At 62.7% G+C, this 26,236-nt stretch carries 24 protein-coding genes and 1 pseudogene; 7 read left to right on the plus strand and 18 right to left on the minus strand.

The genetic code is table 11. From position 1 onward, the window contains the following. Positions 1 to 11: 11 nt before the first annotated feature. From ACW8PS_RS01550 to ACW8PS_RS01560, 3 genes are read right to left on the minus strand one after another with little or no spacing between them, the layout of a single operon-like run. Positions 12 to 2,186, minus strand: coding sequence for an RNA degradosome polyphosphate kinase (locus tag ACW8PS_RS01550; protein ID WP_491525490.1), 2,175 nt, complete (start codon positions 2,184 to 2,186; stop codon positions 12 to 14). A gap of 41 nt (positions 2,187 to 2,227) precedes the next feature. Further along, positions 2,228 to 2,896, minus strand: a complete 669-nt coding sequence (locus ACW8PS_RS01555) for a P-loop NTPase family protein (RefSeq protein WP_491525491.1) — start codon at positions 2,894 to 2,896, stop codon at positions 2,228 to 2,230. A gap of 3 nt (positions 2,897 to 2,899) precedes the next feature. Further along, the gene (locus ACW8PS_RS01560) at positions 2,900 to 3,976 is read right to left on the minus strand and encodes an AI-2E family transporter (protein ID WP_491525492.1); all 1,077 of its coding nucleotides are present in this window, start codon (positions 3,974 to 3,976) and stop codon (positions 2,900 to 2,902) included. A gap of 285 nt (positions 3,977 to 4,261) precedes the next feature. Here ACW8PS_RS01560 and nhaA point away from each other — a divergent pair, with 285 nt between their 5' ends. Next, positions 4,262 to 5,458, plus strand: a complete 1,197-nt coding sequence (gene nhaA / locus ACW8PS_RS01565; protein ID WP_491525493.1) for a Na+/H+ antiporter NhaA — start codon at positions 4,262 to 4,264, stop codon at positions 5,456 to 5,458. 50 nt (positions 5,459 to 5,508) lie between these two features. Here nhaA and scpA read toward each other — a convergent pair whose 3' ends face one another. After that, the gene (scpA, locus tag ACW8PS_RS01570) at positions 5,509 to 7,644 is read right to left on the minus strand and encodes a methylmalonyl-CoA mutase (RefSeq protein ID WP_491525494.1); all 2,136 of its coding nucleotides are present in this window, start codon (positions 7,642 to 7,644) and stop codon (positions 5,509 to 5,511) included. A gap of 159 nt (positions 7,645 to 7,803) precedes the next feature. On the opposite strand from scpA, the gene ACW8PS_RS01575 reads away from it, so the two are divergent. Beyond that, positions 7,804 to 8,304 carry a DUF4174 domain-containing protein gene (locus tag ACW8PS_RS01575; RefSeq protein ID WP_491525495.1) on the plus strand — a complete coding sequence of 167 codons (501 nt, stop codon included), beginning with the start codon at positions 7,804 to 7,806 and terminating at the stop codon, positions 8,302 to 8,304. A 98-nt stretch (positions 8,305 to 8,402) separates the two neighbouring features. Here the strand turns inward: ACW8PS_RS01575 and ACW8PS_RS01580 are convergent, their stop codons facing one another. The 6 genes from ACW8PS_RS01580 to ACW8PS_RS01605 all read right to left on the minus strand — a co-directional run bounded on the left by ACW8PS_RS01580 (position 8,403) and on the right by ACW8PS_RS01605 (position 13,920). Continuing rightward, the gene (locus tag ACW8PS_RS01580) at positions 8,403 to 10,448 is read right to left on the minus strand and encodes an acetyl-CoA carboxylase biotin carboxylase subunit (RefSeq protein WP_491525496.1); all 2,046 of its coding nucleotides are present in this window, start codon (positions 10,446 to 10,448) and stop codon (positions 8,403 to 8,405) included. A 139-nt stretch (positions 10,449 to 10,587) separates the two neighbouring features. Beyond that, positions 10,588 to 10,794, minus strand: a complete 207-nt coding sequence (locus tag ACW8PS_RS01585; protein WP_491525498.1) for a YMGG-like glycine zipper-containing protein — start codon at positions 10,792 to 10,794, stop codon at positions 10,588 to 10,590. 253 nt (positions 10,795 to 11,047) lie between these two features. Further along, positions 11,048 to 11,419, minus strand: coding sequence for a hypothetical protein (locus tag ACW8PS_RS01590; protein WP_491525499.1), 372 nt, complete (start codon positions 11,417 to 11,419; stop codon positions 11,048 to 11,050). 72 nt (positions 11,420 to 11,491) lie between these two features. Beyond that, positions 11,492 to 11,635, minus strand: a complete 144-nt coding sequence (locus ACW8PS_RS01595) for a hypothetical protein (RefSeq protein WP_491525500.1) — start codon at positions 11,633 to 11,635, stop codon at positions 11,492 to 11,494. A gap of 202 nt (positions 11,636 to 11,837) precedes the next feature. Beyond that, entirely contained in the window at positions 11,838 to 12,308 is a 471-nt protein-coding gene (locus tag ACW8PS_RS01600) for a DUF6497 family protein (RefSeq protein ID WP_491525501.1), read from the minus strand. A gap of 79 nt (positions 12,309 to 12,387) precedes the next feature. Further along, entirely contained in the window at positions 12,388 to 13,920 is a 1,533-nt protein-coding gene (locus ACW8PS_RS01605) for an acyl-CoA carboxylase subunit beta (RefSeq protein WP_491525502.1), read from the minus strand. A 211-nt stretch (positions 13,921 to 14,131) separates the two neighbouring features. On the opposite strand from ACW8PS_RS01605, the gene ACW8PS_RS01610 reads away from it, so the two are divergent. Genes ACW8PS_RS01610 through ACW8PS_RS01620 form a run of 3 tightly spaced genes read left to right on the plus strand, consistent with a single transcriptional unit; the run spans position 14,132 to position 17,317 of the window. Then, positions 14,132 to 15,349, plus strand: coding sequence for a multidrug effflux MFS transporter (locus ACW8PS_RS01610; RefSeq protein WP_491525504.1), 1,218 nt, complete (start codon positions 14,132 to 14,134; stop codon positions 15,347 to 15,349). 57 nt (positions 15,350 to 15,406) lie between these two features. Further along, entirely contained in the window at positions 15,407 to 16,804 is a 1,398-nt protein-coding gene (locus ACW8PS_RS01615) for a helix-turn-helix domain-containing protein (RefSeq protein ID WP_491525505.1), read from the plus strand. Positions 16,805 to 16,858: 54 nt separating this feature from the next. After that, positions 16,859 to 17,317 carry an SRPBCC family protein gene (locus ACW8PS_RS01620; RefSeq protein WP_491525506.1) on the plus strand — a complete coding sequence of 153 codons (459 nt, stop codon included), beginning with the start codon at positions 16,859 to 16,861 and terminating at the stop codon, positions 17,315 to 17,317. 50 nt (positions 17,318 to 17,367) lie between these two features. Here the strand turns inward: ACW8PS_RS01620 and ACW8PS_RS01625 are convergent, their stop codons facing one another. From ACW8PS_RS01625 to ACW8PS_RS01640, 4 genes are all read right to left on the minus strand, one after another. Then, complete coding sequence (locus ACW8PS_RS01625; RefSeq protein ID WP_491525507.1) at positions 17,368 to 17,607, minus strand: HP1242/YdcH family protein; 240 nt, start codon at positions 17,605 to 17,607, stop codon at positions 17,368 to 17,370. A 115-nt stretch (positions 17,608 to 17,722) separates the two neighbouring features. Further along, complete coding sequence (locus tag ACW8PS_RS01630; RefSeq protein WP_491525509.1) at positions 17,723 to 18,640, minus strand: DMT family transporter; 918 nt, start codon at positions 18,638 to 18,640, stop codon at positions 17,723 to 17,725. 49 nt (positions 18,641 to 18,689) lie between these two features. After that, the gene (locus ACW8PS_RS01635) at positions 18,690 to 19,292 is read right to left on the minus strand and encodes a LysE/ArgO family amino acid transporter (RefSeq protein WP_491525546.1); all 603 of its coding nucleotides are present in this window, start codon (positions 19,290 to 19,292) and stop codon (positions 18,690 to 18,692) included. A 221-nt stretch (positions 19,293 to 19,513) separates the two neighbouring features. Next, positions 19,514 to 20,263: a YebC/PmpR family DNA-binding transcriptional regulator gene (locus ACW8PS_RS01640; RefSeq protein ID WP_491525510.1), complete on the minus strand. Its 750-nt coding sequence runs from the start codon at positions 20,261 to 20,263 to the stop codon at positions 19,514 to 19,516. A 171-nt stretch (positions 20,264 to 20,434) separates the two neighbouring features. On the opposite strand from ACW8PS_RS01640, the gene ACW8PS_RS01645 reads away from it, so the two are divergent. Both ACW8PS_RS01645 and ACW8PS_RS01650 read left to right on the plus strand, forming a co-directional pair. Further along, complete coding sequence (locus ACW8PS_RS01645; protein ID WP_491525547.1) at positions 20,435 to 21,178, plus strand: 1-(5-phosphoribosyl)-5-[(5-phosphoribosylamino)methylideneamino]imidazole-4-carboxamide isomerase; 744 nt, start codon at positions 20,435 to 20,437, stop codon at positions 21,176 to 21,178. Between the two features lie 43 nt (positions 21,179 to 21,221). Continuing rightward, positions 21,222 to 22,997, plus strand: a complete 1,776-nt coding sequence (locus ACW8PS_RS01650; RefSeq protein ID WP_491525511.1) for an SLC13 family permease — start codon at positions 21,222 to 21,224, stop codon at positions 22,995 to 22,997. A 16-nt stretch (positions 22,998 to 23,013) separates the two neighbouring features. Here the strand turns inward: ACW8PS_RS01650 and ACW8PS_RS01655 are convergent, their stop codons facing one another. The 4 genes and pseudogenes from ACW8PS_RS01655 to ACW8PS_RS01670 all read right to left on the minus strand — a co-directional run bounded on the left by ACW8PS_RS01655 (position 23,014) and on the right by ACW8PS_RS01670 (position 26,234). Next, positions 23,014 to 23,382 carry a hypothetical protein gene (locus ACW8PS_RS01655; protein ID WP_491525512.1) on the minus strand — a complete coding sequence of 123 codons (369 nt, stop codon included), beginning with the start codon at positions 23,380 to 23,382 and terminating at the stop codon, positions 23,014 to 23,016. Between the two features lie 22 nt (positions 23,383 to 23,404). Continuing rightward, positions 23,405 to 25,183, minus strand: coding sequence for an SLC13 family permease (locus ACW8PS_RS01660; RefSeq protein WP_491525513.1), 1,779 nt, complete (start codon positions 25,181 to 25,183; stop codon positions 23,405 to 23,407). Between the two features lie 231 nt (positions 25,184 to 25,414). Continuing rightward, a pseudogene (locus ACW8PS_RS01665) lies at positions 25,415 to 25,846 on the minus strand (LysR substrate-binding domain-containing protein); the annotation flags it as partial. A 43-nt stretch (positions 25,847 to 25,889) separates the two neighbouring features. After that, positions 25,890 to 26,234, minus strand: coding sequence for a LysR substrate-binding domain-containing protein (locus ACW8PS_RS01670; RefSeq protein ID WP_491525514.1), 345 nt, complete (start codon positions 26,232 to 26,234; stop codon positions 25,890 to 25,892). Between the last annotated feature and the right edge of the window lie 2 nt (positions 26,235 to 26,236).

Consider the following 26,236-nt stretch of genomic DNA (forward strand, 5'->3'; position numbering starts at 1 on the left):
ATACGGCCACGTCAATCATGGCTATGGGTCAGGTCGGGCACATCCTTGGCCCCCGCCGACCCGCGCCCCGAAAGCGACGGGTTCTGCATGAAAAACCGGTGGCAGGAAAACGGCTTGTCGATTTCATCAAGGTTCGGCCTGAGAAAACTGCCATCGGGCTGCAACACCCAGGATTGCGCCACATCGGCCAGGTTGGCGGCCATGATCTGGCTGACGATCTGCGCCTTGACCGTCGGATTGGTGCATTCGACCAGCGTTTCGACGCGGCGGTTGAGGTTGCGGCCCATCCAGTCGGCGGAACTGATATAGACCCGCGCCTTTTTCGCCGGCAGCCCATGGCCATTGCCGAAACAGACGATGCGCGAATGTTCCAGAAACCGCCCCACCACCGATTTCACCCGGATATTTTCCGACAGGCCCCGGACCCCGGGCCTGAGCCCGCAGATGCCGCGGATCACCAGATCAATCCTTACCCCCGCCTGGCTGGCCGCATAAAGCGCGTCGATCACATCGGATTCGATCAGCGAATTGAGCTTGACCCAGACCATCGCCGGGCGCCCGGCGCGGGCATGTTCGGCCTCGGCCTTGAGACTGTCGAGAATGGTCGATTTCAGCGATATCGGCGAAATGGAGAGGTTTTCCAGCCCCTCGGGTTCCGCATAGCCGCCAATATAGTTGAACACTTTGGTGGCATCGCGGCCAAGCGCGTCATCGCAGGTAAACAGGCTCAGATCGGTATAGATCCGGGCCGTGATGGGATGGTAATTGCCGGTGCCGAAATGGGTATAGGTGACCAGCCGGTCGCCTTCGCGCCGCACCACGGCGCTGATCTTGGCATGGGTTTTATAGTTGATGAAGCCATAAACCACATGCGCGCCCGCGCGCTCCAGCTTGCGCGACTGGCGGATATTCGCGGCCTCATCGAAGCGCGCTTTCAGCTCCACCAATGCGGTGACGGATTTGCCGCTTTCAGCGGCCTCACACAGCGCCTCGACAATCGGGCTTTCATTCGAGGTGCGATACAGCGTCTGCTTGATCGCCACCACATTGGGGTCGCGCGCCGCCTGCGCCAGAAAGCGGACCACCATGTCGAAGGTCTCATAGGGGTGGTGCAGCAGCATGTCCTTTTGCCGGATCGCGTTGAACATGTTGCCTTCGTGATCCTGCACCCGTTCCGGCACACGCGGGGTGAAGTTTGGCCATAGCAGATCGGGCCGGTCACCCGGAACCAGCTCCTTGAGGCGCGCCAGGCCGATCATGCCGCGCACTTCAACCACTTCATCGCCGACCACATGCAGATGCTCGATGATCTGGCGCTTCAGCGCTTCGGGCGCACCGGTCGAGACCTGCAAGCGCACGACATGGCCGCGGCGGCGGCGTTTCAGGGCGGTTTCAAATTCGCGCACCAGATCTTCGGCCTCTTCCTCGACCTCCAGATCGCTGTCGCGCAGCACCCGGAAGGTGCAGGTTCCGATCAGCTTGTAGCCCGGAAACAGCGCCGTGATATGGAGCAGCAGCAATTCTTCCAGCGGCAGCACCCGGGTTTCACCCTGCGGGGCCGGCAGTTTCACGAAACGGTCGATCTGCGCCGGGATCGGCAACAGGGCCTGCAACGGCCGACCATCCCTGATCCGCTTCATTTGCAGCGCCAGCGAAATGCCTTCGTTCGGAATGAACGGAAACGGATGCGCCGGGTCAATCGCCAGCGGTGACAGGACCGGAAACACATTGGCCAGGAAATAATCGTTCAGGGCGGATTTGTCGGCATCGGTCAGGGCCTTGCGGGTCACGACGGAGATGCCTTCGGCCTCCAGCGCGTCGCGCAGCGTGCTCCAGGCCTCCTGCTGCGCGCGCATCAGGTTGCGGGCATCGGCATTGATCAGGCGCAGCTGTTCGACCGGCGTGCGGCCATCATCAGACGGGGTCGCGTTGCCCTCGACCACCAATTCCCGCAATCCCGCCACACGCACGGTGTAGAACTCATCAAGGTTCGCCGCCGAAATCGAAATGAACCGGAGCCGTTCCAGCAGCGGCACGCGGGTGTTCTCGGCCTCCTCCAGCACGCGCCAGTTGAAGGCCAGCCAGCTCAGCTCCCGGTTGAAAAACCGCTCCGGCCCCGAGGTCTGCGCCTCGGGCAGGTCGATGGGTTCGGGCAAGGGGGCGGTCAGGAAATCGGCGTTGTTCATATGAGACCCGGAAAATGGTGGCGCTGGCAAGAGCGTGCCATTCATTTGCTCCCCTGCGCAAGTATCGCCCGGACCATCGCCTTGCCGGGGCGCGTTTTGTCGCGCAGGCTGCGGGTGTCGATCTCGGCGATCAATGCCTGCGCGGCGGCAAAGGAGCGTTCCATTCTAAGCAGCGCATAGGTGATCATTCCCGGATCCAGTTGAATTTGCCGATCAGTGGCCAGCTTGACCAGCAGCGCCGCCAGCAGCGCATCATCGGGCGGGCCCAGTTTCAGAACCCCCGCCTGCTGCACCCGGCTGTGCAGATCGGGCAGGCGCAGCGGCCAGCGGGCCGGATCCAGCCGCGCGGTCAGCAGCAATGCGCCACCCTTGCCATCCAGCGCGTTATGCAGATGAAACAGGGCCGTTTCCTGAGCGTCGCTCAACCCCCTGTCGGCATCTTCCACGACCAGACCGGGGCCGATACCCTCAAGCTCCAGCCCCTCCAGATCAGCCGCACATATCACCGGTGCACCCGCCATCTCGGCCCAGACATGCGCCAGATGGGTCTTGCCCGCACCATCGGGGCCGACCAGCACCATCTTGCCATGCGGCCAATCGCGCCAGCCATCAATGCCCGCAACCGCCACACCATTGGCCGGCGAGACGAAATAATCATCGCGCCCCAATGCATTGCGCATCGGCAAATCAAAGGTCAGTTGTTCGGCCATGGCTCAGATGTCGTCATCTTCGGCCTGCCCTGCAAGCCCCTTGTAAAGCAAACCCTGCCGATACTGGTCGCTCAGATAGCGCATCAGCACGCCGATGATGGCGGCAACCGGCACCGCAATCAGCATGCCGACAAAGCCAAAGACCGATCCGAAGGCGGCCAGCGCAAACAGCAGCCAGACCGGGTGCAGCCCGACGGACCCGCCCACCAGATTGGGGGTCAGGACATTTCCCTCCACCGCCTGGCCGATCATGAAAATCCCGGCCACGGCGGCGATCCAGTACCATTCGCCCCAGAACTGAAACAGCGCCAGACCGATGGCCAGAATGCCGCCAAACAGCGCGCCGATATAGGGAATAAAGGAAATCAGCCCGGCCAATAGCCCGACCACCAACCCGAATTGAAGCCCCACCGCCATCAGGGCGATGGCATAGAACGCGCCCAGAATCAGGCAGACCGTGCCCTGCCCGCGCACGAAACTGGCCAATGTGGCATCCATCTGCGCCGCCAGTTGCCGGATCACCGGCGCATGGTCGCGTGGCAACAGATCGTCGATGCGGGCAATCATCCGGTCCCAGTCCAGCAGCAGGTAGAACGCCACCACCGGCGAGATCACCAGAACCACGATCCCGCTCAGCGCCGACCCGGCCGAGGTCAGGATCTGCGAGGCCACAGACCCCGCCTGCGCCTGCGCCGAGGCCAGAATATCGGCAATCACCTGACGCGCGGCGCTGTCTTCGTTGATCACCGAGGGGAACCGCGCGATGATCTGCGCCCGCGCGGTGTCATAAAATTCAGGTGCCGCCTGCACCAGCGCGATGATCTGGCTGACCAGCATTGGCAAAACCAGCACCAGCGCCAGAACCGCGACCAGAATGGCCAGCGCAAAGATCACGATCGTGGCCCAGACCCGCGACAAGCCCGCAACCTCCAGCCGGTCGGCCAGCGGATCGAGGATATAGGCAATCGCGGCCCCCACGATAAAGGGCAACAAGACCTGCCCAAGCCCCCAGAGCAGCAGCAGAAAAACCGCGCAAAACGCCGCCCAGTAGAGGAATTGCTGTTTTACCGGAAGCGCCATGTTGTCAATCCCTGCCCCATCGCCTTGTGTTGCTCTGCCCCAAAGCTGGCCCGCTGGCCGCCCGTGTTCAAGCCCTAAACCATTTTCGCAGCCACCGCCCGGATGCGATGGCAAACTGCCCCCACCGCCGACTCTGTGCTGCCTCTGCTGCCTCCAAAACACACAAATCCGATGCCGCGGCGAAAAAATGCGCCCGAAAAGGGCAAAACCCGAATAAAACACTTTCACTCATGCCGCCGAGGCCCCATCTCCGTCCATAACTTTGGCTTTAACTCAGGATTGACAATGCTTCTACGCGCCCTTGACCGATTTTTCTCTCATGACGCCTCGGGCGGAATCCTTCTGGGCCTGTCTGCCATCGCAGCCCTTCTGGTCGCGAATTCCTCGCTGCAACCGGGCTATGACTGGTTGCTCAACATCCCCTTTGCCGTGACGCTGGATGGCAGCGGGCTCGAAAAACCGCTGATCCTGTGGATCAATGACGGGTTGATGGCGGTGTTTTTCTTTCTCATCGGGCTGGAACTGAAGCGCGAGATCATGGAAGGCAAGCTGAAGAACCCGCGCGATGTTGTCCTGCCGGGTCTGGCGGCGGTTGGCGGCATGGCGGTTCCGGCGCTGATATTCGTGGCGCTGAACTGGGGCAATACCGAAACCCTCCGAGGATGGGCGATTCCGGCGGCTACCGATATCGCCTTTGCGCTTGGCGTGCTGGCGCTGGTCGGCAGCCGGGTGCCGACCTCGCTCAAGGTTTTTCTGCTGACATTGGCGATATTGGACGACCTCGGGGCGATCGTGATCATCGCGCTCTTCTATACCGCCGAACTCAAGGTCAATTACCTTCTCATGGGGCTTGCCCCGCTGGCCGGTCTGATCTGGCTGAACCTCAAAGGCGCGCACCGGATCGCTCCGGCGCTGTTGCTGGGTGTGATCCTTTGGGTGCTGGTGCTGAAATCGGGCGTCCACGCGACGCTGGCCGGTGTGGTCACCGCCTTTTGCATTCCGCTGACGGATAAGTGGGGCAAGTCGCCGCTGCACGCGCTGGAACACGCGCTGGCCCCCTATGTTCTGTTCCTTATCGTGCCCATTTTCGCCTTCGCCAATGCCGGTGTGTCGCTTCAGGGCATGTCCTTTGCCGATCTGATGGCCCCGCTGCCGCTTGGCATCGCGCTTGGGCTTGTTGTCGGCAAGCAGATCGGCGTTTTCGGCATGACATGGCTGGCCGTCAAACTGGGTCTGGCCAAGTTGCCGCATGGCGTGACCTGGGCCCATATCTATGGCCTGGCCTGCCTGGCAGGTATCGGGTTCACCATGTCGCTGTTCATTGGTTCGCTCAGCTTTGCCGATCCCGAAATGATGAACGCGGTGCGGGTGGGCGTGCTGTCAGGCTCGCTGGTTTCGGGCGTGATCGGTTTCACCATCCTGCGGTTCAGCCGCAGCGCCCCAGAGGCAGAGGCAGAGGCCGCGCCCGAAGCAGCGCAATAACATGCGGCCACGGCGGCGGGGATTGCCCGCCGCCGACCACGCATTGCCCCTCATTCGGCCCGAACCTGGCGCACCAATGCCAGGATATCCCTGGCCGCATCGGGAATATTGGTGCCCGGCCCAAAGATCGCCTTGACGCCCGCCTCTTTCAGGAATGCGTAATCCTGCTGCGGAATGACCCCGCCGCAAATCACGATGATATCACCGGCACCTTCGGCCCGCAGCGCCGCGATCAGCTTGGGGGCCAGCGTCTTGTGCCCCGCCGCCTGGCTTGAGATGCCGACGATATGGACGTCATTGTCGATGGCATCCTGCGCCGCCTCCTCAGGCGTTTGAAACAGCGGCCCGACATCGACATCAAAGCCGATATCGGCAAATGCCGTGGCAATCACCTTGGCCCCCCGGTCATGCCCGTCCTGCCCCATCTTGACGACCAGCATGCGCGGGCGGCGGCCTTCTTCCTCGGCGAATTTCTCGACATCGGCCTGAATGGCGGCAAAGCCCGCATCGCCCTCATAGGCCGCGCCATAGACGCCCGCCAGCGTCTTGACCTCGGCCCGGTGCCGTCCGAATACCTTTTCCATCGCCATGCTGATTTCTCCGACTGTTGCGCGCGCGCGCGCGGCCTCAATGGCCACCGCCAACAGGTTTCCGGTTCCTGTCCTGGCGGTGGCTTCCAGATTTGCGAGGGCACCGTCACAGGCCACCGCGTCGCGGCTGTCGCGGATCATCGCCAGACGGGCGACCTGCGCCGCGCGCACGGCCATGTTGTCGACATCCAGAATGTCGATCGGGTCCTGATGATCCAGCCGGTATTTATTGACCCCGACCACGACTTCCTGGCCGCGGTCGATCATGGCTTGCCGCCGGGCCGCCGATTCCTCGATGCGCAGCTTGGGCATGCCGCTGGCCACCGCCTTGGTCATGCCGCCCATCGCCTCGACCTCTTCGATCAGCGCCCAGGCCTTGTCGGCCAGTTCCGCCGTCAGGCTTTCGACATAGTAAGACCCCGCCAGCGGATCGACCACCTTGGTGATGCCGGTTTCCTCCTGCAAGATCAGCTGCGTGTTGCGCGCGATGCGGGCGGAAAATTCGGTCGGCAGGGCAATGGCCTCGTCCAGCGCATTGGTGTGCAGCGATTGGGTGCCGCCCAGAACCGCGCTCATCGCCTCATAGGCGGTGCGGATCACGTTGTTATAGGGGTCTTGTTCCTGCAGTGACACGCCCGAGGTCTGGCAATGCGTCCGCATCATCTTGGAGCGCGGATCCTGCGCGCCAAACTCCTCCATGATCCGGTGCCACAACAGCCGCGCGGCCCGCAATTTGGCCGCCTCCATGAAGAAATTCATCCCCGTGGCGAAAAAGAAGCTGAGCCGCCCGGCAAACGCATCCACATCCATGCCCGCAGTGATCGCCGCGCGCACATATTCGCGCCCATCCGCCAGCGTATAGGCCAGCTCCTGCACCAGGTTCGCGCCGGCCTCCTGCATGTGATAGCCCGAAATGCTGATCGAGTTGAATTTCGGCATCTCCGCCGAGGTGTATTGGATGATGTCCGAGATGATCCGCATTGAGGGTTCCGGCGGGTAGATATAGGTGTTTCGGACCATGAATTCCTTCAGAATGTCATTCTGAATGGTGCCCGCCAGCAGCGCCTTGTCATGGCCCTGTTCCTCACCGGCCACGATAAAGCTGGCCAGGATCGGAATCACCGCGCCATTCATCGTCATCGACACCGAAACCCTGTCCAGCGGGATACCGTCGAACAGGATCTTCATATCCTCGACGGAATCGATGGCGACACCGGCCTTGCCGACATCGCCCTCAACGCGCGGATGGTCGCTGTCATAGCCGCGATGGGTGGCCAGATCGAAGGCAACGGAAACGCCCTGCTGCCCGGCGGCCAGGTTCTTGCGATAAAACGCATTGCTTTGCTCGGCGGTCGAAAACCCGGCATATTGCCGGATCGTCCAGGGCCGCCCGGCATACATCGTGGCCTTGACGCCGCGGGTGAACGGCTCGGCCCCCGGCATCGTGCCCATATGGGCAAGATCGGCGGTATCGGCCTCGGTATAGAGCGGCTTGACGGCTATATCCTCCAGCGTCGCCCATGTCAGATCGTCCAGCGGGCGGCCCCGCAATTCCTTTTTGGCCATTGCGGCCCATGCGTCGATCTTGTCGCTCATCATCCTATCCTCTTGCGTCTTCGCTCTGCCCTCGGCCCTTGCAGGCCGGTTTGGGTCTGTTCCATATCCCGCGCACGGGGGGCGCTAAATGCGATAAACCCCGCAAACCTCTTCGCAATTCCGTCTGGTGCGCCTATATCTTCCTGAATTGGAGGACATATGCGCCGCGCCCTGACCCTGACCCTGATCCTGGCCCTTGGCCTTGGAACACCTGCCATCGCGCAGGAGACCACGATTGAGCCCATGATTGAGCCCACCCCCCCCGAGCCCGGGCCTGTGCCCGAGCCTGAACCCGAGGCCCCGGCGCTTGTCGTGCTGGACGCCAGCGAGACCACGCTGGAGGACCATCTCTGGGTGTCACGCCCGATCGTCATCTTTGCTGATACGCCGCGCGATCCAAGGTTCCAGGACCAGCTTGACATGCTGCTGGCCCGTCCCGAGCCGCTGATCGAACGCGATGTCATCGTCATTCTGGACGCCGATCCCGATGCCCGTTCCAGCGTCCGGCTGGCGCTGCGCCCGCGCGGCTTTTCCATGGTGATCCTGCAACGCGACGGCAATGTCGCGCTCAGAAAACCGACAGCATGGGACGTGCGCGAGATCACCCGCGCCATCGACAACCTGCCGCTCAGGCTGGAGGAATTGGGCCTGACCCAGTAACGCGCGCCTGCCCGCCCTCGCCTTGCGCAAAGGCCGGGGTCGCGGCCGACGCGCCGGTCCGGCACTGTGAACCCCCTCCGGGGCGCGCCCGCCATTGCCTACTCGAACTCCATGATCACATCATCAACCGCCAGGCTATCGCCGGCCCCGGCGTTGATCCTGGCGATCACGCCCTTTTTCTCGGCCCGCAGGATGTTCTCCATCTTCATTGCCTCGATGGAACACAGCGCCTGACCGTCCTGCACCTCCTGGCCGACCTCGACATTGACCTTCACGATCAGCCCCGGCATCGGGCATAGCAGCAATTTCGACGTATCGGGCGGCAGCTTTTCCGGCATCAATGCCATCAGCTCGGCCTGGCGCGGGGTCCGCACGCCGACCTTCACATCGGTGCCGCGATAGCGCAGCCTTGCCCCGCCGCGGATGAACTCGGTCTTCACGATCATCGGCGCGCCGCCGACAGTGCCACGAAACACCGTGTCGCCGAGCGTCCAGTCGGACACCACCTTGAAATGAGTGCCGTCCAGCATCCGCACATCGGTGCCGCCATCGACATGTTCGATATGAACCGGAATCGCCTCGCGCCCGATAAAGGCCACCCAATCGGGTTCCACGCGGCGACGATGATTGGCCATCGCGCCCGAAATCGACGCCGCCCGCACCTCCTTCAGCATCTTCATATGCGCCGCCACCGCGGCCAGTTTCTGCGCCACCGCCTGATCCGGCATCACGCCGTCGAACCCGTCGGGATATTGTTCCTCGATAAAGGCGGTGGTCATTTCGCCCGCAATGAAAACCGGGTGATCCATGACAGCCGCCAGAAAGGGCAGGTTGTGGCCGATGCCCTCAACCTCGAACGCATCCAGCGCGTTGCGCATCGCCTCGATCGCCTCGCCCCTGGTCGGGGCCCAGGTGCAGAGCTTGGCAATCATCGGGTCGTAATACATCGAGATCTCGCCGCCCTCATAGACGCCGGTATCATTGCGGATCGCCACCGGCCCCGCACCCGCATCACCCTGCCATTTGCCATTTTCCAGCAACGGGCCCGCAGCCTGTTCGGCGGGCGGGCGATAGCGGGTCAGACGCCCGATCGAGGGCAGAAACCCGCGATAGGGGTCTTCGGCGTAAAGCCGGTTTTCAATCGCCCATCCGGTCAGTTTCACATCATCCTGCGTGATCGAGAGCGGCGCGCCATTGGCCACCCGGATCATCTGTTCGACCAGATCAATGCCGGTGATCAGCTCGGTCACGGGATGTTCGACCTGAAGCCGGGTGTTCATTTCCAGAAAGTAGAAATTGCGCGCGCCATCGACGATGAATTCCACGGTGCCGGCGCTGGCGTAATCGACCGCCTGCGCCAGCGCCACCGCCTGTTCACCCATTGCCTTGCGGGTGGCGGCGTCGAGGAAGGGTGAAGGGGCCTCCTCCACCACTTTCTGATTGCGCCGCTGGATCGAGCATTCGCGCTCGCCCAGATAAATGCCGTTGCCATGGGTATCGCACAGCACCTGAATCTCGATATGGCGCGGCTGGGTGATGAATTTCTCGATGAAAATGCGATCATCGCCAAAACTGCTCGCGGCCTCGTTTTTCGACGATTGAAACCCCTCGCGCGCCTCCTCGTCATTCCAGGCGATCCGCATCCCCTTGCCGCCGCCGCCCGCGCTGGCCTTGATCATCACCGGATAGCCAACCTGGTTCGAGATCTTCACCGCATCCTCGGCATCCTCGATCAGCCCCATATAGCCGGGCACGGTCGAAACCCCCGCTTCCTGCGCGATCTTTTTCGAGGTGATCTTGTCGCCCATCGCCTCAATGGCACCCACCGGCGGGCCGACAAAAGCCACGCCCTCGGCCCTCAACGCCTCGGCGAATTTGGCGTTCTCGGACAAAAACCCATATCCGGGATGCACGGCCTGCGCACCGGTGGCGCGCACCGCCTGCATCACCTTGTCGATCACGATATAGGATTGGTTGGCCGGGGCCGGGCCGATGCGCACCGCCTCATCGGCCATTTTCACATGCAAAGCGTTGCGGTCGGCATCGGAATGAATCGCCACCGTCGCAATGCCCATCCTGCGGGCGGTCTTGATCACGCGGCAGGCAATTTCGCCCCGATTGGCGATCAGCAGTTTCTTGAACATCGGTCCCCCGTCCTTCTTTACCTGGCCTTGCGCTGACACGCGCTAGGCGGAAACGAAAAAGGACCACCCCGGCATCCGCCGGAATGATCCTTCATAAGCAGTGTGAATTCGCCCGGTCAGGCGAGATCTGTTCCGGGTATCAGTTGCAGATCCCGACATCGTCGCATACCGCGCCCGCAAGGGCTCCGATACCGACGCCAACGGCCACATTGCCGCCGACAACCGCCGCGCCCACCGCGCCCACGCCGGCACCGATTGCGGCGCGGTCCAGATCAGAGTTTCCCAGGCAACCCGAAAGCAGCGCCAGGGCCAGAACGCTGACCGCCAATGTTTTGTTTCTATACATGATAATACTGCCTCTTCCCGTTCATTTTCTTGGCAACCTGCACCCGGACCGAAAAAAGACGGCCCGCCGTCATTGCCGACGGGCCGTTTTGAAGGGGAAGGGTAACACGTCACATTACCACCGACCCGTTTGAAGCTGGGGACATGGGTCGGCACAGGGACGTTGGCACGCGCCGATGACGCACAGAAGACGCAAACGCCGGCGCGCGATTTTTGGGCGCGTTTCTGCGCAATTACAAAGATCATAGGCAGGTTCACGCCGAGCCCCCCCAGATGCCCTTGCCGCTGAATGCATCGGGAAACGAGGCCCGCGCGCGCGCCACATCAAGCTGCAGCAGGGCCTCGTAATCCTCCGGGTCAAAGGGATCGCCCAGCGCGATCACTTCGCGCCCCAAAAGCCAGCTCAGCCGCCCGGCATCGAGATTGCCGCGGATGAAAGGCTGATCGCCGAAATTCAGCCACAGCGCCTCGACAAAACCCGCATCGGCGCGCCTGTCGGCCGGGCGCCGGTCGCCATAGCGTTCGCGCGCAACCAGCGGCGTGGCCCCCTGTTTGTTGTCACGTCGGATGGTGAACTGGAAATCGGTGCCGGGCAGGCGCGAAGGAAAACCGCGATGCTTGATCATGCGCCCGCCCCCGGCAGGGGCTGGACCCCGGAAACCCGGACGGGCCTTGCGACCCGTCCGGCAAACCCGTCATCAGGAGTATTTGTTATACTCCGGCTCGGCCATGATGGGCGCGGGCTCGATGATGATGATCTCTTCTGGTTCCGGCACCGATGCGCAGGCGGAAACGCCGACGAAAAGCCCCAAAGCCAGAAGCGCTTTGATGCGATATGACATCCTGCTCTCCTGTTTTTTCGGCTCTGGCCAGCCCGAAGGCCGGACAGAGTCCCGGGTGTGGCCACAAAGATATGGCCACCTGCAATGATACCGGGAACGGCGGCGTCAGGGCAGCCCGAATATGGCGGGCCGATGTTCTGTGCCTTGGCTGCATCAGAAAGATATCCACAGCAACGTCGCCTCGCAACATATTGTGTGTGCATCAGAAATCCTCCCATATACAGATGCCGTTTTCGAACCGATACCCGGCGAAAACCTGGGTCACGCCGGGGGCCGCACGGCCGCGTTCCACTGTTTCACTCATCATTTGGACCACGATCTGATCGGGTGGTTGCGCGGCATCTGTGGCCGCAGGCACCCCCCATTGGGCACAAAGCGCATCAGTATCAGCGGCGCGCGCCTCGACGCTGATATCCTGTTCGGCAATCCCCGGGGCCAACACCCGCACGATCAGCCAGACCTCCTGCGAAAAAGGCTGCGCCTCGGTCAGTATCTCGACCAGTTCGACCTCCGGCCCCGATGGCAGTGCAAAACCCTCATCGCGACAGCCGGCCAATAATGCGAGCGCGCCAATACCCGCAACCGCCGGCAGCGGTTTTCGCCTGCCGCACGCCAATGGCTCAGGGGCCCCGCGCCCTGCATATCCCATGTCGCTGCCCGGTCGTTCACGCATTCATTGTCCTCATCAGGGTTCGGGTATCCCCGCCCACGCCGATCTTGCAGCGCAGGCGGGGTTTGCCCATGGAAAAAGCTCAAAGGGGAATGTTATCGTGCTTTTTCCACGGATTCTGCAATTGTTTGCCCCGCAAGGACGCAAAGGCGCGGCAGATCCGGCGCCGGGTGCTGCGCGGCTGGATCACCTCATCAATGAAACCGCGTTCGGCGGCCACGAACGGGTTGGCAAACCGCTCCTCGTAATCGGCGGCATGGGCGGCAATCTTGTCGGCATCGCCCAGATCGGCGCGGTGGATGATCTCGGTGGCGCCTCTGGCCCCCATCACTGCAATTTCCGCCGTGGGCCAGGCATAGTTGAAATCGCCGCGCAGATGTTTCGACGCCATCACGTCATAGGCCCCGCCATAGGCCTTGCGGGTGATCACCGTCACCTTGGGCACCGTCGCCTCGCCATAGGCGAAAAGCAACTTGGCCCCATGCTTGATCACGCCGCCATATTCCTGGGCGGTCCCGGGCAGAAACCCCGGCACATCGACCAGGGTCAGGATCGGAATCTCAAAGGCATCGCAAAAGCGCACGAACCGCGCCGCCTTGCGGCTGCTGTCAATATCCAGACACCCCGCCAGAACCATCGGCTGATTTGCCACCACGCCCACGCTCGACCCTTCCAGGCGGATGAAGCCGGTGATGATATTCTTGGCGAATTCCTCCTGAATCTCGTAAAAATCGCCCTCATCGGCCAGTTTGTGGATCAGCTCCTTCATGTCATAGGGCGCGTTGGCATGATCGGGGATCAACGTGTCCAGACTGTCCTCGACCCGGGCCGGATCATCGAAAAACGGCCGCACCGGCGGCTTTTCTCGGTTGTTGAGCGGCAGGAAATCGATCAGGCGGCGCACCTCCGACATCGCCTCCACATCATCCTCGAACGCGCCATCGGCGACCGAGGATTTGCGGGTATGGGTCAAGGCCCCGCCCAGTTCCTCGGCCGTCACATGTTCATTGGTTACGGTTTTGACCACTTCCGGGCCGGTGACGAACATGTAGGAGCTGTCTTTGACCATGAAGATGAAATCGGTCATCGCAGGGGAATAGACCGCGCCACCGGCGCAGGGCCCCATGATGACGCTGATCTGCGGCACCACGCCGCTTGCCATGATATTGCGCTGGAACACTTCGGCATAGCCCGCCAGGCTGGCCACGCCTTCCTGAATCCGCGCACCACCGGAATCGTTGATGCCAATCACCGGCGCGCCGTTCTGCATTGCCATATCCATGATCTTGCAGATCTTCTCGGCATTGGTTTCCGACAGCGACCCGCCAAAAACGGTGAAATCCTGCGAAAAGACATAGACCATGCGCCCGTTCACCGTGCCCCAGCCAGTCACCACACCATCGCCGCGGGGTTTCAGTCTTTCCATGCCGAAATCGGTGCAGCGATGGGTCTTGAACATGTCGAACTCTTCAAACGAGCCCTCATCCAGCAGCAGGTCGATCCGTTCGCGCGCCGTCAGCTTGCCTTTGGCGTGCTGGCTGGCGATCCGCTTTGCGCCGCCGCCTTGGCGGGCCTCTTCGCGGCGCTGCTCCAACGCGTGCAGAATATCTTTCATATCGTCCCCTTCCCCTTGGGCGCATATGCCAAACTCGCCGGAACCTAACGCCGCGGGGTGAATTATCCCAGCGGATTTCCGAATATTTGCAAATACATTCCATTTGCTGAATTTGCATTTGCAAATCTGCAAAGTTTCGTGGAGGCCGACCGGACCGATTGTGCAGGGGTGCACATGGACATTCTGGCATCTGCCAAGCTACTCAGGAAGAATGTCTTCTTTGCCCCGTGGCCAGTATCTGGACCGGACGTCGCCACCGCATATTTCGACCCTGATCGTGCTGACCGGCCTCGGCGCGCTGTCGATGAACATATTCCTGCCCTCGCTGCCCGAAATGGCGGCGTATTTCGACACCGATTACCGGGTGATGCAGCTTTCTGTTTCGGCCTATCTGGCGGTGAATGCGGTGTTGCAGCTTTTCATCGGGCCGATATCGGACCGGTTCGGGCGCCGCCCGGTGTTGCTGGGAAGTCTCATCCTGTTCTCGATTGCCACGCTTGGCTGCATCCTGGCCCCGACGGCCACGATATTCCTGATCTTCCGAATGGCGCAGGCGGTGATCGTGGCGGGGCTGGTTCTGGGCCGCGCCGTGGTGCGCGATATGGTGCCGCAGGAGGAAGCCGCCTCGATGATCGGCTATGTCACCATGGGCATGGCGGTGGTGCCGATGATCGGCCCGGTCTTTGGCGGTGTGCTCGACCAGGCCTTCGGCTGGCAGTCAAACTTCGTGCTGCTGCTGGTCGCGGGGCTGGCGGTCCTGTGGCTGACCTGGTCCGATCTGGGCGAAACCGCCAAAAACACCTCGGCCAGTTTCCGCGAACAGGTCCGCCAATATCCTGAACTATTCTCCTCGCGCCGGTTCTGGGGCTATTGCCTGTCGGCCACATTCGCCGCCGGGGCCTTTTTTGCCTTCCTCGGCGGCGCGCCCTTTGTCGGGACCAATGTCTATGGCCTCAATTCCATGCAGGTCGGTTTCAGCGTCGGGGCCCCGGCGCTGGGCTATTTCACCGGCAATTTCATCTCGGGCCGCTATTCGATCCGCATGGGCGTGAACTGGATGATCACCGCCGGGGCCATTGTCTCGACCCTCGGCATGGCCATCCCTTTCTTGCTGATCCTGGCGGGGTTTCATTCTGCGTTCATCTTTTTCGGTTCGGTCACGCTGATGGGGCTGGGCAATGGCATGGTGATGCCCAATGCCACCTCCGGGATGCTGTCGGTGCGGCCGCATCTGGCGGGCTCGGCCAGCGGTATCGGCGGCGCGATCACGATCTTTGGCGGTGCGATCCTGTCGGCCTTTGCGGGCTGGGTCCTGGGGCCCGAATCCAGCGCCTTGCCGCTGGTGGTGATCATGCTGGTTTCCTCGGCGATGGCGCTGGTGGCAATCACCTATACCATGATGCGCGAACGTCAGCTTAGCGGCCTCTAACGCCTTGCCGCACGAGTTTGCAAAGCCCATAATGTTTCCTGCAAAGGGAGCAAACCGATGGCCATCCAGAAACTCTATGCCGGCGCAAAACTGCGCGAATTGCGCGGCCGGCTTGGCCTGACGCAAAAGGATTTCGCCGCCAAGCTGGGCGTGTCGCTGCCCTATCTGAACCAGATGGAGAACAATAATCGCCCCGTATCCTCGGGCGTGATGCTGGGGCTGGCCCAGGAGTTCGGCTTTGACGTCACCGAGCTGTCTTCGGGCGATACCGAGCGGCTGGTCTCGGATATGCGCGAGGCGCTGGCCGATCCGGTTTTCACCGATGCCGCGCCGCCCTTGCCCGATCTGCGCCTGACCGCGTCAAATGCGCCGGCACTGGCGCGCGCCTTTCTGGATCTGCACGCAGCCTATCGCCAGACCCATGAACGGCTGGCCTCGCTCGATGAGGCCCTGGGGCGCGATGGCGGGCGCATCGCCGCATCGCCATGGGAGGAAGTGCGCGATTTCTTCCATTATTGCGACAATTACATTGATGCCGTCGATCGCGCCGCCGAGTATTTCGCGGCGCAGGCCGATGGCCCGCTCGATGCCCATATCCGCCGCACGCTGGAAACGCGCGGCCTGACCATCCGCTATGCCAGCGGCGAAGGCATCCGCCATTATGACCCGATCCGCAAGGAACTGACGCTATCGCCGCAAAGCACCCCCGAAACGCAGCGCTTTCAACTGCTGCATCAATATGCGCTGATTGATCAGGACCGGCTGCTGGAGGCGACGCTCGATCTGGCCCGGTTCCAGACCGACACCGCGCGCGCCATCGCCAAGATCGGCATGGCCAATTACTTCGCCGGCGCGGTGCAGATGCCCTATGCCCGCTTCGCCGAGGCCGCCGCCGAGACGCGCCACGATCTGGAACAGCTTGCCAATCAGTTCGGAGCCTCGATCGAACAGGTGGCGCATCGCCTGTCGACCCTGCAACGGCGCGGGGCCAAGGGCATTCCGTTTTTCTTCGTGCGGGTCGATCAGGCCGGAACCATCACCAAACGCCATTCCGCCACCCGGCTGCAATTCGCCCGCTTCGGCGGGGCCTGCCCCTTGTGGAACGTGCATCAGGCCTTTGAGACACCGGGCCGCTTTCTGCGCCAATTGGCCGAAACACCCGATGGCGTGCGCTATCTGTGCCTGGCGCGCGATGTCTCCAAATCCGGCGGCTCGTTTCATGCGCCGGTACGCCGCTACGCGATCGGTCTGGGCTGCGAAGTGCGCCATGCCGAGGCGATGGTCTATGCCGATGGGCTCGATATCGGCACCGCCGAGGCCTATCAGCCGATCGGCATTTCCTGCCGCATCTGCGAGCGCACCGATTGCCACCAACGATCCGTGCCGCCGCTGGAACGCCAATTGCGCATCGACCCCGACTATCGCGGCACCCTGCCCTACGAGATCGGGCGTTGACCGGCCGCGCGCCTTGGCCCATTTTCGAAGCAATGAAATTGACGGAGAGCCATCATGGAAATGCAGGGAACCCGGCTGATTGCCGCGGATCGCGCCACCGTCTGGGCGGCGCTGAATTCAGCCGATATGCTGCGCGCCTGCATCCCCGGTTGCGAGGAACTGACCGGATCGCCCGAAGACGGCTTTGCCGCAACCGTCAAGCAAAAGATCGGCCCGGTGCGCGCAACCTTCAAGGGCGTGGTCACCCTGTCCGATGTGGTGCCCGGCCAGAGCTATACGATTGCCGGCGAGGGCAAGGGCGGCGTGGCCGGTTTTGCCAAGGGCTCGGCGCGGGTGACACTGGCCGATGCCGAAGGCGGCACCGAGCTGACCTATGAGGTCGACGCCAAGGTGGGCGGCAAGATCGCGCAGCTCGGCTCGCGCCTGATCGACGGCTTTGCCCGCAAGATGGCCGGTCAGTTCTTTGACCGGTTTCAGGAAGCGGTCGAAAGCGAGGGCGCGGAAACCACCTGACCCATCGGCCAACACCGCCGCTCGTCACCGCACCCTGCCCCGATACAGCCTCAGGCGGCGGCCAGCATTGCCGCGATCTGGTCTTTCAGCCGCATCCGGGTCTTGCGCATGGCGATCTCGGCCAGATCCTCGCATGGCTCAACCCCGGTTTCGGCGCGATGCACGGCGCGGTTTACCTCGTGATAATCGTCGACCAGCTTGGCAAAATGCCTATTCTCGGCTTTCAGCCTGTGGATACGGTCAATCTGATCTGGAAAATCATCGGCCAGCTCATGCGGGGTATGCGACATCGGTTGCGGTCCTCCTCGTGTTTCGGATATCGCCCGATCATAGCCCCGTCACCGGATCAATACCTTGATCCCCATCAAGTTTCGCGCGTGATTATCGGTTTTCTGGCGGGGCCGTTTACAGCTTTGTCTGGGCAACGGCGGGCGTGACCGCGCGGCGGCGCAAAAACGCCTCACGCAGCGAGATATAGCTGATCGCGGCAATGATTATCCCGCCGCCGAGCATCACAAAACCATCGGTCGGCTCGTCAAAGAACAACGCCCCCAATAGCGCCGCCCAGACCAGTTGGATGAAGGTGACCGGCTGCGTCACCGCCAGCGGGGCCGCCTTGAAGGCCAGGGTCATGGCGAAATGCCCCGCCGTGGCAAAGACCGCGACCAGAAACATCCAGCCCACCTGTTCCCAGCTTGGCGGCACCCAGACGGCCCAGGCAAACGGGGCCAGGCCAAGCGTCACGGTGATCGACAACATGCCGACCACGACCGAGGGCGAGGTTTCATCGGCCATGATCTTGGCCACCAGATAGCCGACACTGAATGCGGCCGCGGTAAAGAGCATGGCAATATGGCCGGGGCCGATTTCGCGAATACCCGGGCGCAGGATCACCAGCGCACCGATCATTGCCACGCCAATCGCCGCAATGCGCCGAAAGGCCAGCCTTTCACCCAGAAAGAGCGCCGCCAGAACGGTGACATAAACCGGCGTGACATAGTTCATCGCCGTCACCTCGGCGATGGTGATCTGGGTCATGGCATAGAACCACAAGATCACGCCGCCGGTATGAACCAGCCCGCGCAGACCAAACAGCATATAGGCCCGGCGGCTCAGGCCCGCCCGCAGCATCGGCCGGATCATCGGAATGATCAGAACCAGACCAAGCGCATAGCGCATGAAGGCCGATTGCGCCGGCGGAATGTCATTGCCCACCAGTTTCACAATCGCCGTCACCCCGACGAAACAGGCCCCGGTCACCAGCATCCAGAACACGCCCCAACCGGGGCGCGCGACAGGGGTTGAACGGGCGGTGTCAGACATGGCGCGCAAGAGACCGCAAAGCACGGGCGGCGGCAAGCGGGTTATCGGGTCAGAATGCAAATATCAGCTTGGCCGCAATCGCCCACATGATCAGCCCGATCACGATGTCGAGCATCTGCCAGGCGCGGGGGCGCGCGAAAACCGGTGCCAATGCCCGCGCGCCATAGCCAAGCGCGAAAAAGAACACGAAACTGGCGGTGACGGCCCCGGCCCCGAACCACAGCCGGTTGTCTTCGTATTGGGTCGCGATGGTGCCGATCAGAATGACCGTATCGAGATAGACATGCGGGTTGAGCCAGGTCAGCGCCAGGCTTGTCAGAACCGCAGACCGAAGCGACCCGGCCCCGGTCCCTGCCGCCATCAGCGCGACGGTGCCCCGCCAGGCCGCACCAAAGGCGCGCCCGCCATAAAAGATCAGGAACACCGCCCCGCCATAGCGAAATACCGGCACCACCCAGGGCATCAAATCGGCAATCACCGCAAAGCTGCTGACGCCAAGCGCAATCAGCACCGCATCCGATATCGCGCAGGTCAGCACCACCGGGGCCACATGCGCCCGCCGCAGCCCCTGACGCAGGACAAAGGCGTTCTGCGCCCCAATGGCCAGGATCAGACTGAGCCCGAGATAAAACCCGGCCATTGCCGCCTGCACCATGATCTGCCCCCTGCCTGCTCCGCCCTGGCCTTACCCTGCCCGGAGGGTCAGGTCGACCGGCCCGCGCGCGCCACGCCCGGCCCGCGCCCGACAGACCGAACAAAATGCTGCGTCCAGGGCCCGATCTGAAAAATGCCCCGCAGGCCGGGTCGGCTGCGGGGGCATATCCGCTATGCACGCGATGTGCACAGCTTGCGCACGGCCTGTGACCGCCGGTTTCAGGTCTCGCCCAACTGCGCCATCACCTCGTCCGAGATCTCGAAATTGGCCGTGACGCGCTGAACGTCGTCATCATCTTCCAACGTGTCGATCAGCTTCATCAGCTTCTGCGCGCCCTCCAGATCAAGTTCGGTCGTGGTCGAGGGGGCCCAGATCAGTTTCGCAGTCTCCGACTCGCCCAGAGCCGCCTCAAGCGCGGTGGACACCTCGTTCAGATCGGTATCGGCGCAGGTGATGACATGCCCGTCCGGGCTCGATTCGACATTCTCTGCCCCGGCCTCGATCGCGGCCTCCATCACCGTGTCCTCATCGCCCGCATCGGCGCTGTAAACGATCTCGCCCTTGCGCTCGAACATGAAGGAAACCGATCCGGTCTCGCCCAGATTTCCGCCATGTTTTGCGAAGGTCGAGCGCACGGTTGACGCGGTTCGGTTGCGGTTGTCGGTCATCGCCTCGACAATCACGGCCACGCCGCCGGGGCCATAGCCCTCATAGCGAATCTCCTCGTAATCATCGCCCTCACCGGCCTGGGATTTCCTGATCGCGCGGTCGATCACATCTTTCGGCAGCGATTGCGATTTCGCTTCCTTGATCACCATGCGCAGGCGCGGGTTGTTGTCGGGGTCGGGGTCGCCCATCTTGGCGGCAACCGTGATCTCCTTGGCCAGCTTGGAAAAAAGCTTGGACCGCAATTTATCCTGACGACCTTTGCGGTGCTGGATATTCGCCCATTTTGAATGGCCCGCCATGGCACCTCTCCCTCTCAAATCACGCAAGTTTCAAGGCTTCTACTGCATCGCGCGCGACCGGCGCAAGGTGGCGCTTCACGCCGCGGAACGGCGTGCCCGTGCCGTTTTCAGATTACCCGCGCAGGCGCGATTCGGGTAATGATGCTGCTCAGGAAACCGGAGGGTGCCACCATGATGATCTATCCCACCATCGAATTGCAGCAGGGCCGCTGCGTCAGCCTGCATCGCGGCCGGTTGGAAGAGCCGCAGATCTGGCATGTCGATCCGGTCGCCAAGGCGCACGGCTTTGCCGAGGACGGTGCCGAATGGCTGCACCTGACCGATTTCGACTGGGTCGTCGGCGATGATGGCAGCCAGGAGATCGTCCAGGAGATCATCCGCCATTCCGGCATTCCGGTGCAGCTTGGCGGCGGCTTTCGCACCTTGGACAGCATCGCCAAATGGATCGACAATGGTGCCGGGCGGATCGCTGTCAGCTCGCTTGCCGTGCAAAACCCCGACCTGGTGAAACAGGCTGCCAGGCTTTATCCCGATCAGATCGTCGTTTCTGTCGATGTGTATCAGGGCGGATTGATGAGCGATGGCTGGCGCTCGACCGCCGCGATCACCCCGGCCGATTTCATTGCCGCCTTCGCCGAAGATCCGCTGGCCGCGTTCATCATCACCGATATCGACGCCGATATTGCCGATAGCGATGGCTCGCTGGCGCTGGTCTCGCAACTGGCCGATGGCGCGCGCGCGCCGGTGATCGCGCGCGGGCTGTCGCGGTCGCTGGATGATATCGCGCGGCTGAAATATGTGCCGCATATTTCCGGGGCCACCATCGGGCGGGCGCTGTTTGACAGATCGATCGCGCTGTCGGATGCGCTGGCCGTGGCCAATGCGCGCCCAGGCCCGACGGCAGAATTCATCTGATACCCCCCGTGACGCCCCGGTCAGGCCGGGTTAGAACGGCACCATGACCAGTGATCAGATCATCCTGTTTGCGCTTTTTGGCGGGTTCTTCGGCCTGCTTCTCTGGGGCCGGTTTCGCTATGATCTTGTCGCCTTCGGGGCGCTGATGGCGGGGGTGGTTCTGGGTGTGGTGCCGGTCGCGGATGCGTTTTCCGGGTTCGGCCACCCCGCCACCCTGGTGGTGGCGCTGGTGCTGATCGTGTCGGCGGGTCTGGTCCGGTCGGGGGCCGTGTTCCTGATCACCCGAACCCTGGTCGACAGCACAAGGTCACTGGGTGCCCATATCGCCATCATGGGCGGCGTGGGCGGCGTGTTGTCGGCCTTCATGAACAACGTCGCGGCGCTGGCGCTTTTGATGCCCGTCGATATCGCCACCGCGCGCAAGGCGGGCCGCTCACCCGGCCTGTCGCTGATGCCGCTGTCTTTTGCCACCATCCTGGGCGGCATGGTCACGCTGATCGGGACACCGCCCAATATCATCATCGCCGCGATCCGCGAGGAATCGCTCGGCGCGCCGTTTTCCATGTTCGATTTCGCGCCCGTGGGCGGCACCGCCGCGATTGCCGGTCTGGCATTTGTGGCGCTGTTTGGCTGGCGGCTGATCCCCAAGCGCGATTCCGGCGTTGGCACCGATCCGCTCAGCGAACTGGCCCCCTATATTGCCGAACTGACCCTGCCCGAGGATAACAGGCTGGTCGGTCAGCGCCTGCGCGATCTGATGGAGCCGGCCGAAAAGGCCGATGTCGCCATTCTGGGCCTGATCCGGGATGGCAAACGCCGCTTTGGCACCGGGCGCAATCTGCAATTGCGGGCCGGCGATATTCTGGTGCTGGAGGCCGCACCCGACGCGCTGGACGAATTTCGCACCGCCACCAAACTTGATTTCATGCCCGAAGGCCACGCCATCAGCGATGTGGTCGGCGAAGGCGTGACCCTGACCGAGGTGGTCGTGCGCGACAGCAGCCGCATTGCCGGGCGCACGGCGCAGGCGATTGGGCTTTCCTGGCGCAAACGCACGGTGCTGATGGGCATCGCCCGGCGCGGCCAGCGCATCACCAAACGCCTGCGCCAGACGGTGATCGAGCCGGGCGATATCCTGCTGTTGCTGACACCGACGGACGCCACCGATGATGTGATCGACTGGGTCGGCGGGCTGGCGCTGGCCGGGCGCGGTCTGGCGGTGACCCAGGACAGCAAGACCTGGGCCGCCATCGGGCTGTTCGGGGCGGCGGTGCTGGCGGCCTCGCTCGGGCTGCTCTATCTGCCCATCGCGCTTGGTCTGGTGGTGATCGGCTATGTGCTGGCCAGGATCCTGCCGCTGGCCGAGATCTATGACCATATCGAATGGCCGGTCGTGGTGCTGCTTGGCTCGATGATCCCGCTTGGCGCGGCGCTGGATGCCTCCGGCGGCACCCAGTTGATCGCCGGTGCCCTGGTGAGCCTGACGCAAGGCATGCCGCCCTGGGTCGTGCTGAGCGTGCTGATGGTGGTGACCATGACGCTGTCGGATGTGCTGAACAACACCGCAACCACGATCGTTGCGGCCCCCGTCGGCATCCAGATGGCCACCACATTGGGCGTCAATCCCGACCCGTTCCTGATGGCCGTCGCAATCTCCGCATCGGCCGCGTTCCTGACCCCGATCGGGCACAAGAACAACACGCTGGTTCTTGGCCCCGGCGGCTATGGGTTTGGCGATTACTGGCGCATGGGCCTGCCGCTCGAGATCATTGTGGTGGCGGTCTCGATCCCGGCCATATTGCTGTTCTGGCCGCTTTGAACCGAGGTTCCTGCCCCTACCGCATCCGGCGTTCCGGCGTGGCATAGACATAATCGCGCCCGGTGCCATCGCTGATCGTGATGGTGGCTATCGGCACCGCCGTGCCTTGCAGCCCCACGGCCCCCCGGATCTCGTCAAACGCCATCCGCAGCGGGTTGGTGCCGGGCTCCATCGCGATATGGTAATCATAGGCCGCCGAACAGCCCTGCAAACGGCCCGACCAGCCGCCGCTGACCCCCGCCGGGCGCGGGCCCTGACAGGTCTCACCATTGCCCATCCGCACCGACAGGCTGTTCTGCGTCAGCATCACCTCGGCAGGGCGCGGCGCTTGCGCAAAGCCGCAGGCAGCGACCACCAGGACGGGCAGAAGAAACAAGTGACGCATGGGAGAGGTCCTTTTCCGGGGATCACAGCGGCCAAAGCAGCGGGATGACGAGGCTTACCACCAATCCTAGGCTCAGATTGAGCGGAATGCCAATTTTCATGAAATCGGTAAAACGGTAGCCGCCCGGGCCGTAGACCAGCATGTTGGTCTGATATCCGATCGGCGTGGCGAAACTGGCCGAGGCGGCAATCATCACCGCAACAACCAGTGGCCGCGGATCGACCCCGATGGCAGTGCCCAGACCGATGGCCACCGGCGTCACCACCACCGCCACGGCATTGTTCGACACCAGTTCGGTCAGGACCGAGGTGATCAGATAGATCGCCCAGACCAGAAAGAACGGGTGCAGCCCGGTCAACCATGGGGCCAGCCCATCCACAATCAAGGCAACGGCCCCGGTGGCCTCCAGCGCGGCCCCGATGGCCAGCATCGAGAAGATCAGCGCCAGAAGCCGCCCGTCGATAAAGGAAAACGCCTCCTCCGCATCAATGCAGCGGGTGACCAGAACCAGCGCCACCGCCAGCACCGCGGCCAGAAATATCGGCACCATGCCAAGCGCGGCCAGAACCACGATACCCGCCATGGCCGCAAAGGCGATCGGCGCATGGCCACGGCGATAGGCCCGTTCCGTGGGTTGGCTGACATCGACCAGATCCATATCGGCGGCCAGACGCCGGATATCGGCCGGGTCGCCCTCGATCAGCAAAGTATCACCGACCCGCACGATCAGCTCATCCAACTGCCGGCCGATATTCTGGTTCCGCCGATGCACCGCCAGCGGATAGACCCCATAGCGGCGGCGCAGGCGCAGCGCCCCCAGGGACCGGCCCACCATCTTGCAGCCCGGCGTGATCAGCACCTCGACAGTGGTGGTCTGAACCGAGCTCAGCTTGTCGACGGTGCGCAATTGCTTGCTCTGTTGCAGGCCCAGAACCTCGGCCATATCGGTGCGCAACACAACCCGGTCACGGGCCTGCAGCACGATCTGGCCCATGTTCCGGCGCAGCGATGCGTCGCCGCGCAGCACGTCGATCAGGCGCACGCCGTCACGGCGAAACAGATCCACCTCGGTCACATTGCGCCCGATAAAGGCGCTGTCCTCGGGCACGACCACCTCGGTGAAAAATTTCATCCGCTTGCGCCCTGACAGCATATCGGCCATCGAATCGCGATCCGGCAGCAGGCGCGGGCCAAAAAACGCAAGATAGATCATCCCCCAGATCACCACCACGATGCCCACCGGCGTGATCTCGAAAATGGTGAACGGTTCCATGCCATTGGCGCGCGCCACACCATCGACCAGCAGATTGGTCGAGGTGCCGATCAAGGTCAGCGTGCCGCCCATGATCGCGCCATAGCTGAGCGGGATCAGCAGCCGTGACGCGGGCCGCCCAAGCGCGCGGGCGATCTGCACGAAGACCGGGATCATGACCACCACCACCGGCGTGTTCGACATGAAGGCCGAGGCCAGCACGACAAATCCCAGCAATGCCGCCAGCGCCCGTTTGGGCCGGGTTTTCGCCTGCGCCTCGGCAATGGCGGTAAACTGCGCCAAGGCACCGGTGCGCACCAAGGCCCCCATGGTGATGAACATCGCGGCGATGGTCCAGGGCGCGGGGTTCGACAACACGCCAAGCGCGGCCTCATAGGGCAACAGCCCCGCCGCCAGCAACACCGCCACCCCGGCAATGGCCACCACTTCCGTCGGATAGGTTTCGCGGATGAACAGCACGAACATCGCGCCAACCACGGCAAGGGTCAGGATCGACTGCGCGCCAGGCGAAAGAAGGTCAGCTAACATGGTCGCAAATGCCCCTTGGGATGCAGGCCCATCATGGGCCGGGGGCCGACCCTTCCGCAAGCGCCCGTTTCGGTCGCGGCTGAACCAGGAAAAGCCCCGCCGGCACAGTTGGGATCAGGATTCCAAAGGCCGCTTTGAAAAGGCAGCGATAAAAGGAATCTGCCCTCCCGGCACCTTTCGGCTGGCGAAAAACCCGCGATTGGCGCTTGGTTCAGCCACATGGCACCTTTGTCAGCCCCGTTGGCGGAGCAGGAAAATCTGTTTCATTTCATCAGCGAACAGCCGCATCATGCGGTTCAGGCGACGGCCCTCGGCGCGAATGACATAGAGCGCGTCGCGCCAAATCGAATTCACCGGCCGGCCCGAACGCATTCGATTGCGCGAACGCTGCCTCGGTCCGGCCGATGAATGCTCGAATCCGATCAGGCGCGACGCGCTATAGATCCCCAGCTCCGGCACCGAGATCTGTTCGAGAACGGGCACGAGATCACCATTCGCGACAGCATCCCGCACTATGAAATCCGGCGGCCGGGCAATGCCCTGACCGGCCTTCACGGCATTCAGCAGGAACAAACCGCTATTTGAATTGAGAAATGGCGCAAACGCGAAGCGATCCGGCTTTCCCGCGGATGACAGGAAATCCCATAGGCCCGGCGGGCGGGTCCGAAGTGCAAGATCGGGTGATCATGCAGATCACAAAGGGATGTCACCTCCGGCCGCCCCGACAGATAGTCCGGGCACCATGGAGGGCGTGGCAGAAAGTGCCAATTTTCTCCGCGTCAAGGCTGGCATCGGGTTCGCCGGTGATCCGAATGGCCAGATCGTAGTTCTCCCGGACCAGATCCACGGCGCGGTCGTCGAAATCGACGGTGAGCTGGATCTCGGGGTAGCGGGCCTTGAATGCGACAAGCACGGGATCGAGAATGGCGATCCCGAATTCCCGCGGCACGCTGACCGATAGCGGGCCCTCGACGATCGCGCCGGCCACAAGACGGCAAAGCCGAACCGGATCGTATCGCGCGGCCCCGAGATGAACTATAGCTTGCCGCATGA

Source organism: Alterinioella sp. (assembly GCF_058343375.1).

Excerpts from the sequence above, each read along its gene's own strand:
- ACW8PS_RS01640 (WP_491525510.1), bottom strand. The coding sequence starts at position 20,263 with ATGGCGGGCCATTCAAAATGGGCGAATATCCAGCACCGCAAAGGTCGT.
- ACW8PS_RS01580 (WP_491525496.1), bottom strand. The coding sequence starts at position 10,448 with ATGTTCAAGAAACTGCTGATCGCCAATCGGGGCGAAATTGCCTGCCGC.
- ACW8PS_RS01660 (WP_491525513.1), bottom strand. The coding sequence starts at position 25,183 with ATGTTAGCTGACCTTCTTTCGCCTGGCGCGCAGTCGATCCTGACCCTT.
- ACW8PS_RS01615 (WP_491525505.1), top strand. The coding sequence starts at position 15,407 with ATGGCCATCCAGAAACTCTATGCCGGCGCAAAACTGCGCGAATTGCGC.
- ACW8PS_RS01645 (WP_491525547.1), top strand. The coding sequence starts at position 20,435 with ATGATGATCTATCCCACCATCGAATTGCAGCAGGGCCGCTGCGTCAGC.
- ACW8PS_RS01550 (WP_491525490.1), bottom strand. The coding sequence starts at position 2,186 with ATGAACAACGCCGATTTCCTGACCGCCCCCTTGCCCGAACCCATCGAC.
- ACW8PS_RS01585 (WP_491525498.1), bottom strand. The coding sequence starts at position 10,794 with ATGTATAGAAACAAAACATTGGCGGTCAGCGTTCTGGCCCTGGCGCTG.
- ACW8PS_RS01575 (WP_491525495.1), top strand. The coding sequence starts at position 7,804 with ATGCGCCGCGCCCTGACCCTGACCCTGATCCTGGCCCTTGGCCTTGGA.
- ACW8PS_RS01610 (WP_491525504.1), top strand. The coding sequence starts at position 14,132 with ATGTCTTCTTTGCCCCGTGGCCAGTATCTGGACCGGACGTCGCCACCG.
- ACW8PS_RS01655 (WP_491525512.1), bottom strand. The coding sequence starts at position 23,382 with ATGCGTCACTTGTTTCTTCTGCCCGTCCTGGTGGTCGCTGCCTGCGGC.
- ACW8PS_RS01630 (WP_491525509.1), bottom strand. The coding sequence starts at position 18,640 with ATGTCTGACACCGCCCGTTCAACCCCTGTCGCGCGCCCCGGTTGGGGC.
- ACW8PS_RS01595 (WP_491525500.1), bottom strand. The coding sequence starts at position 11,635 with ATGTCATATCGCATCAAAGCGCTTCTGGCTTTGGGGCTTTTCGTCGGC.
- ACW8PS_RS01555 (WP_491525491.1), bottom strand. The coding sequence starts at position 2,896 with ATGGCCGAACAACTGACCTTTGATTTGCCGATGCGCAATGCATTGGGG.
- nhaA (WP_491525493.1), top strand. The coding sequence starts at position 4,262 with ATGCTTCTACGCGCCCTTGACCGATTTTTCTCTCATGACGCCTCGGGC.
- ACW8PS_RS01670 (WP_491525514.1), bottom strand. The coding sequence starts at position 26,234 with ATGCGGCAAGCTATAGTTCATCTCGGGGCCGCGCGATACGATCCGGTT.
- ACW8PS_RS01605 (WP_491525502.1), bottom strand. The coding sequence starts at position 13,920 with ATGAAAGATATTCTGCACGCGTTGGAGCAGCGCCGCGAAGAGGCCCGC.
- ACW8PS_RS01620 (WP_491525506.1), top strand. The coding sequence starts at position 16,859 with ATGGAAATGCAGGGAACCCGGCTGATTGCCGCGGATCGCGCCACCGTC.
- ACW8PS_RS01560 (WP_491525492.1), bottom strand. The coding sequence starts at position 3,976 with ATGGCGCTTCCGGTAAAACAGCAATTCCTCTACTGGGCGGCGTTTTGC.
- ACW8PS_RS01600 (WP_491525501.1), bottom strand. The coding sequence starts at position 12,308 with ATGCGTGAACGACCGGGCAGCGACATGGGATATGCAGGGCGCGGGGCC.
- ACW8PS_RS01650 (WP_491525511.1), top strand. The coding sequence starts at position 21,222 with ATGACCAGTGATCAGATCATCCTGTTTGCGCTTTTTGGCGGGTTCTTC.
- scpA (WP_491525494.1), bottom strand. The coding sequence starts at position 7,644 with ATGAGCGACAAGATCGACGCATGGGCCGCAATGGCCAAAAAGGAATTG.
- ACW8PS_RS01590 (WP_491525499.1), bottom strand. The coding sequence starts at position 11,419 with ATGATCAAGCATCGCGGTTTTCCTTCGCGCCTGCCCGGCACCGATTTC.
- ACW8PS_RS01625 (WP_491525507.1), bottom strand. The coding sequence starts at position 17,607 with ATGTCGCATACCCCGCATGAGCTGGCCGATGATTTTCCAGATCAGATT.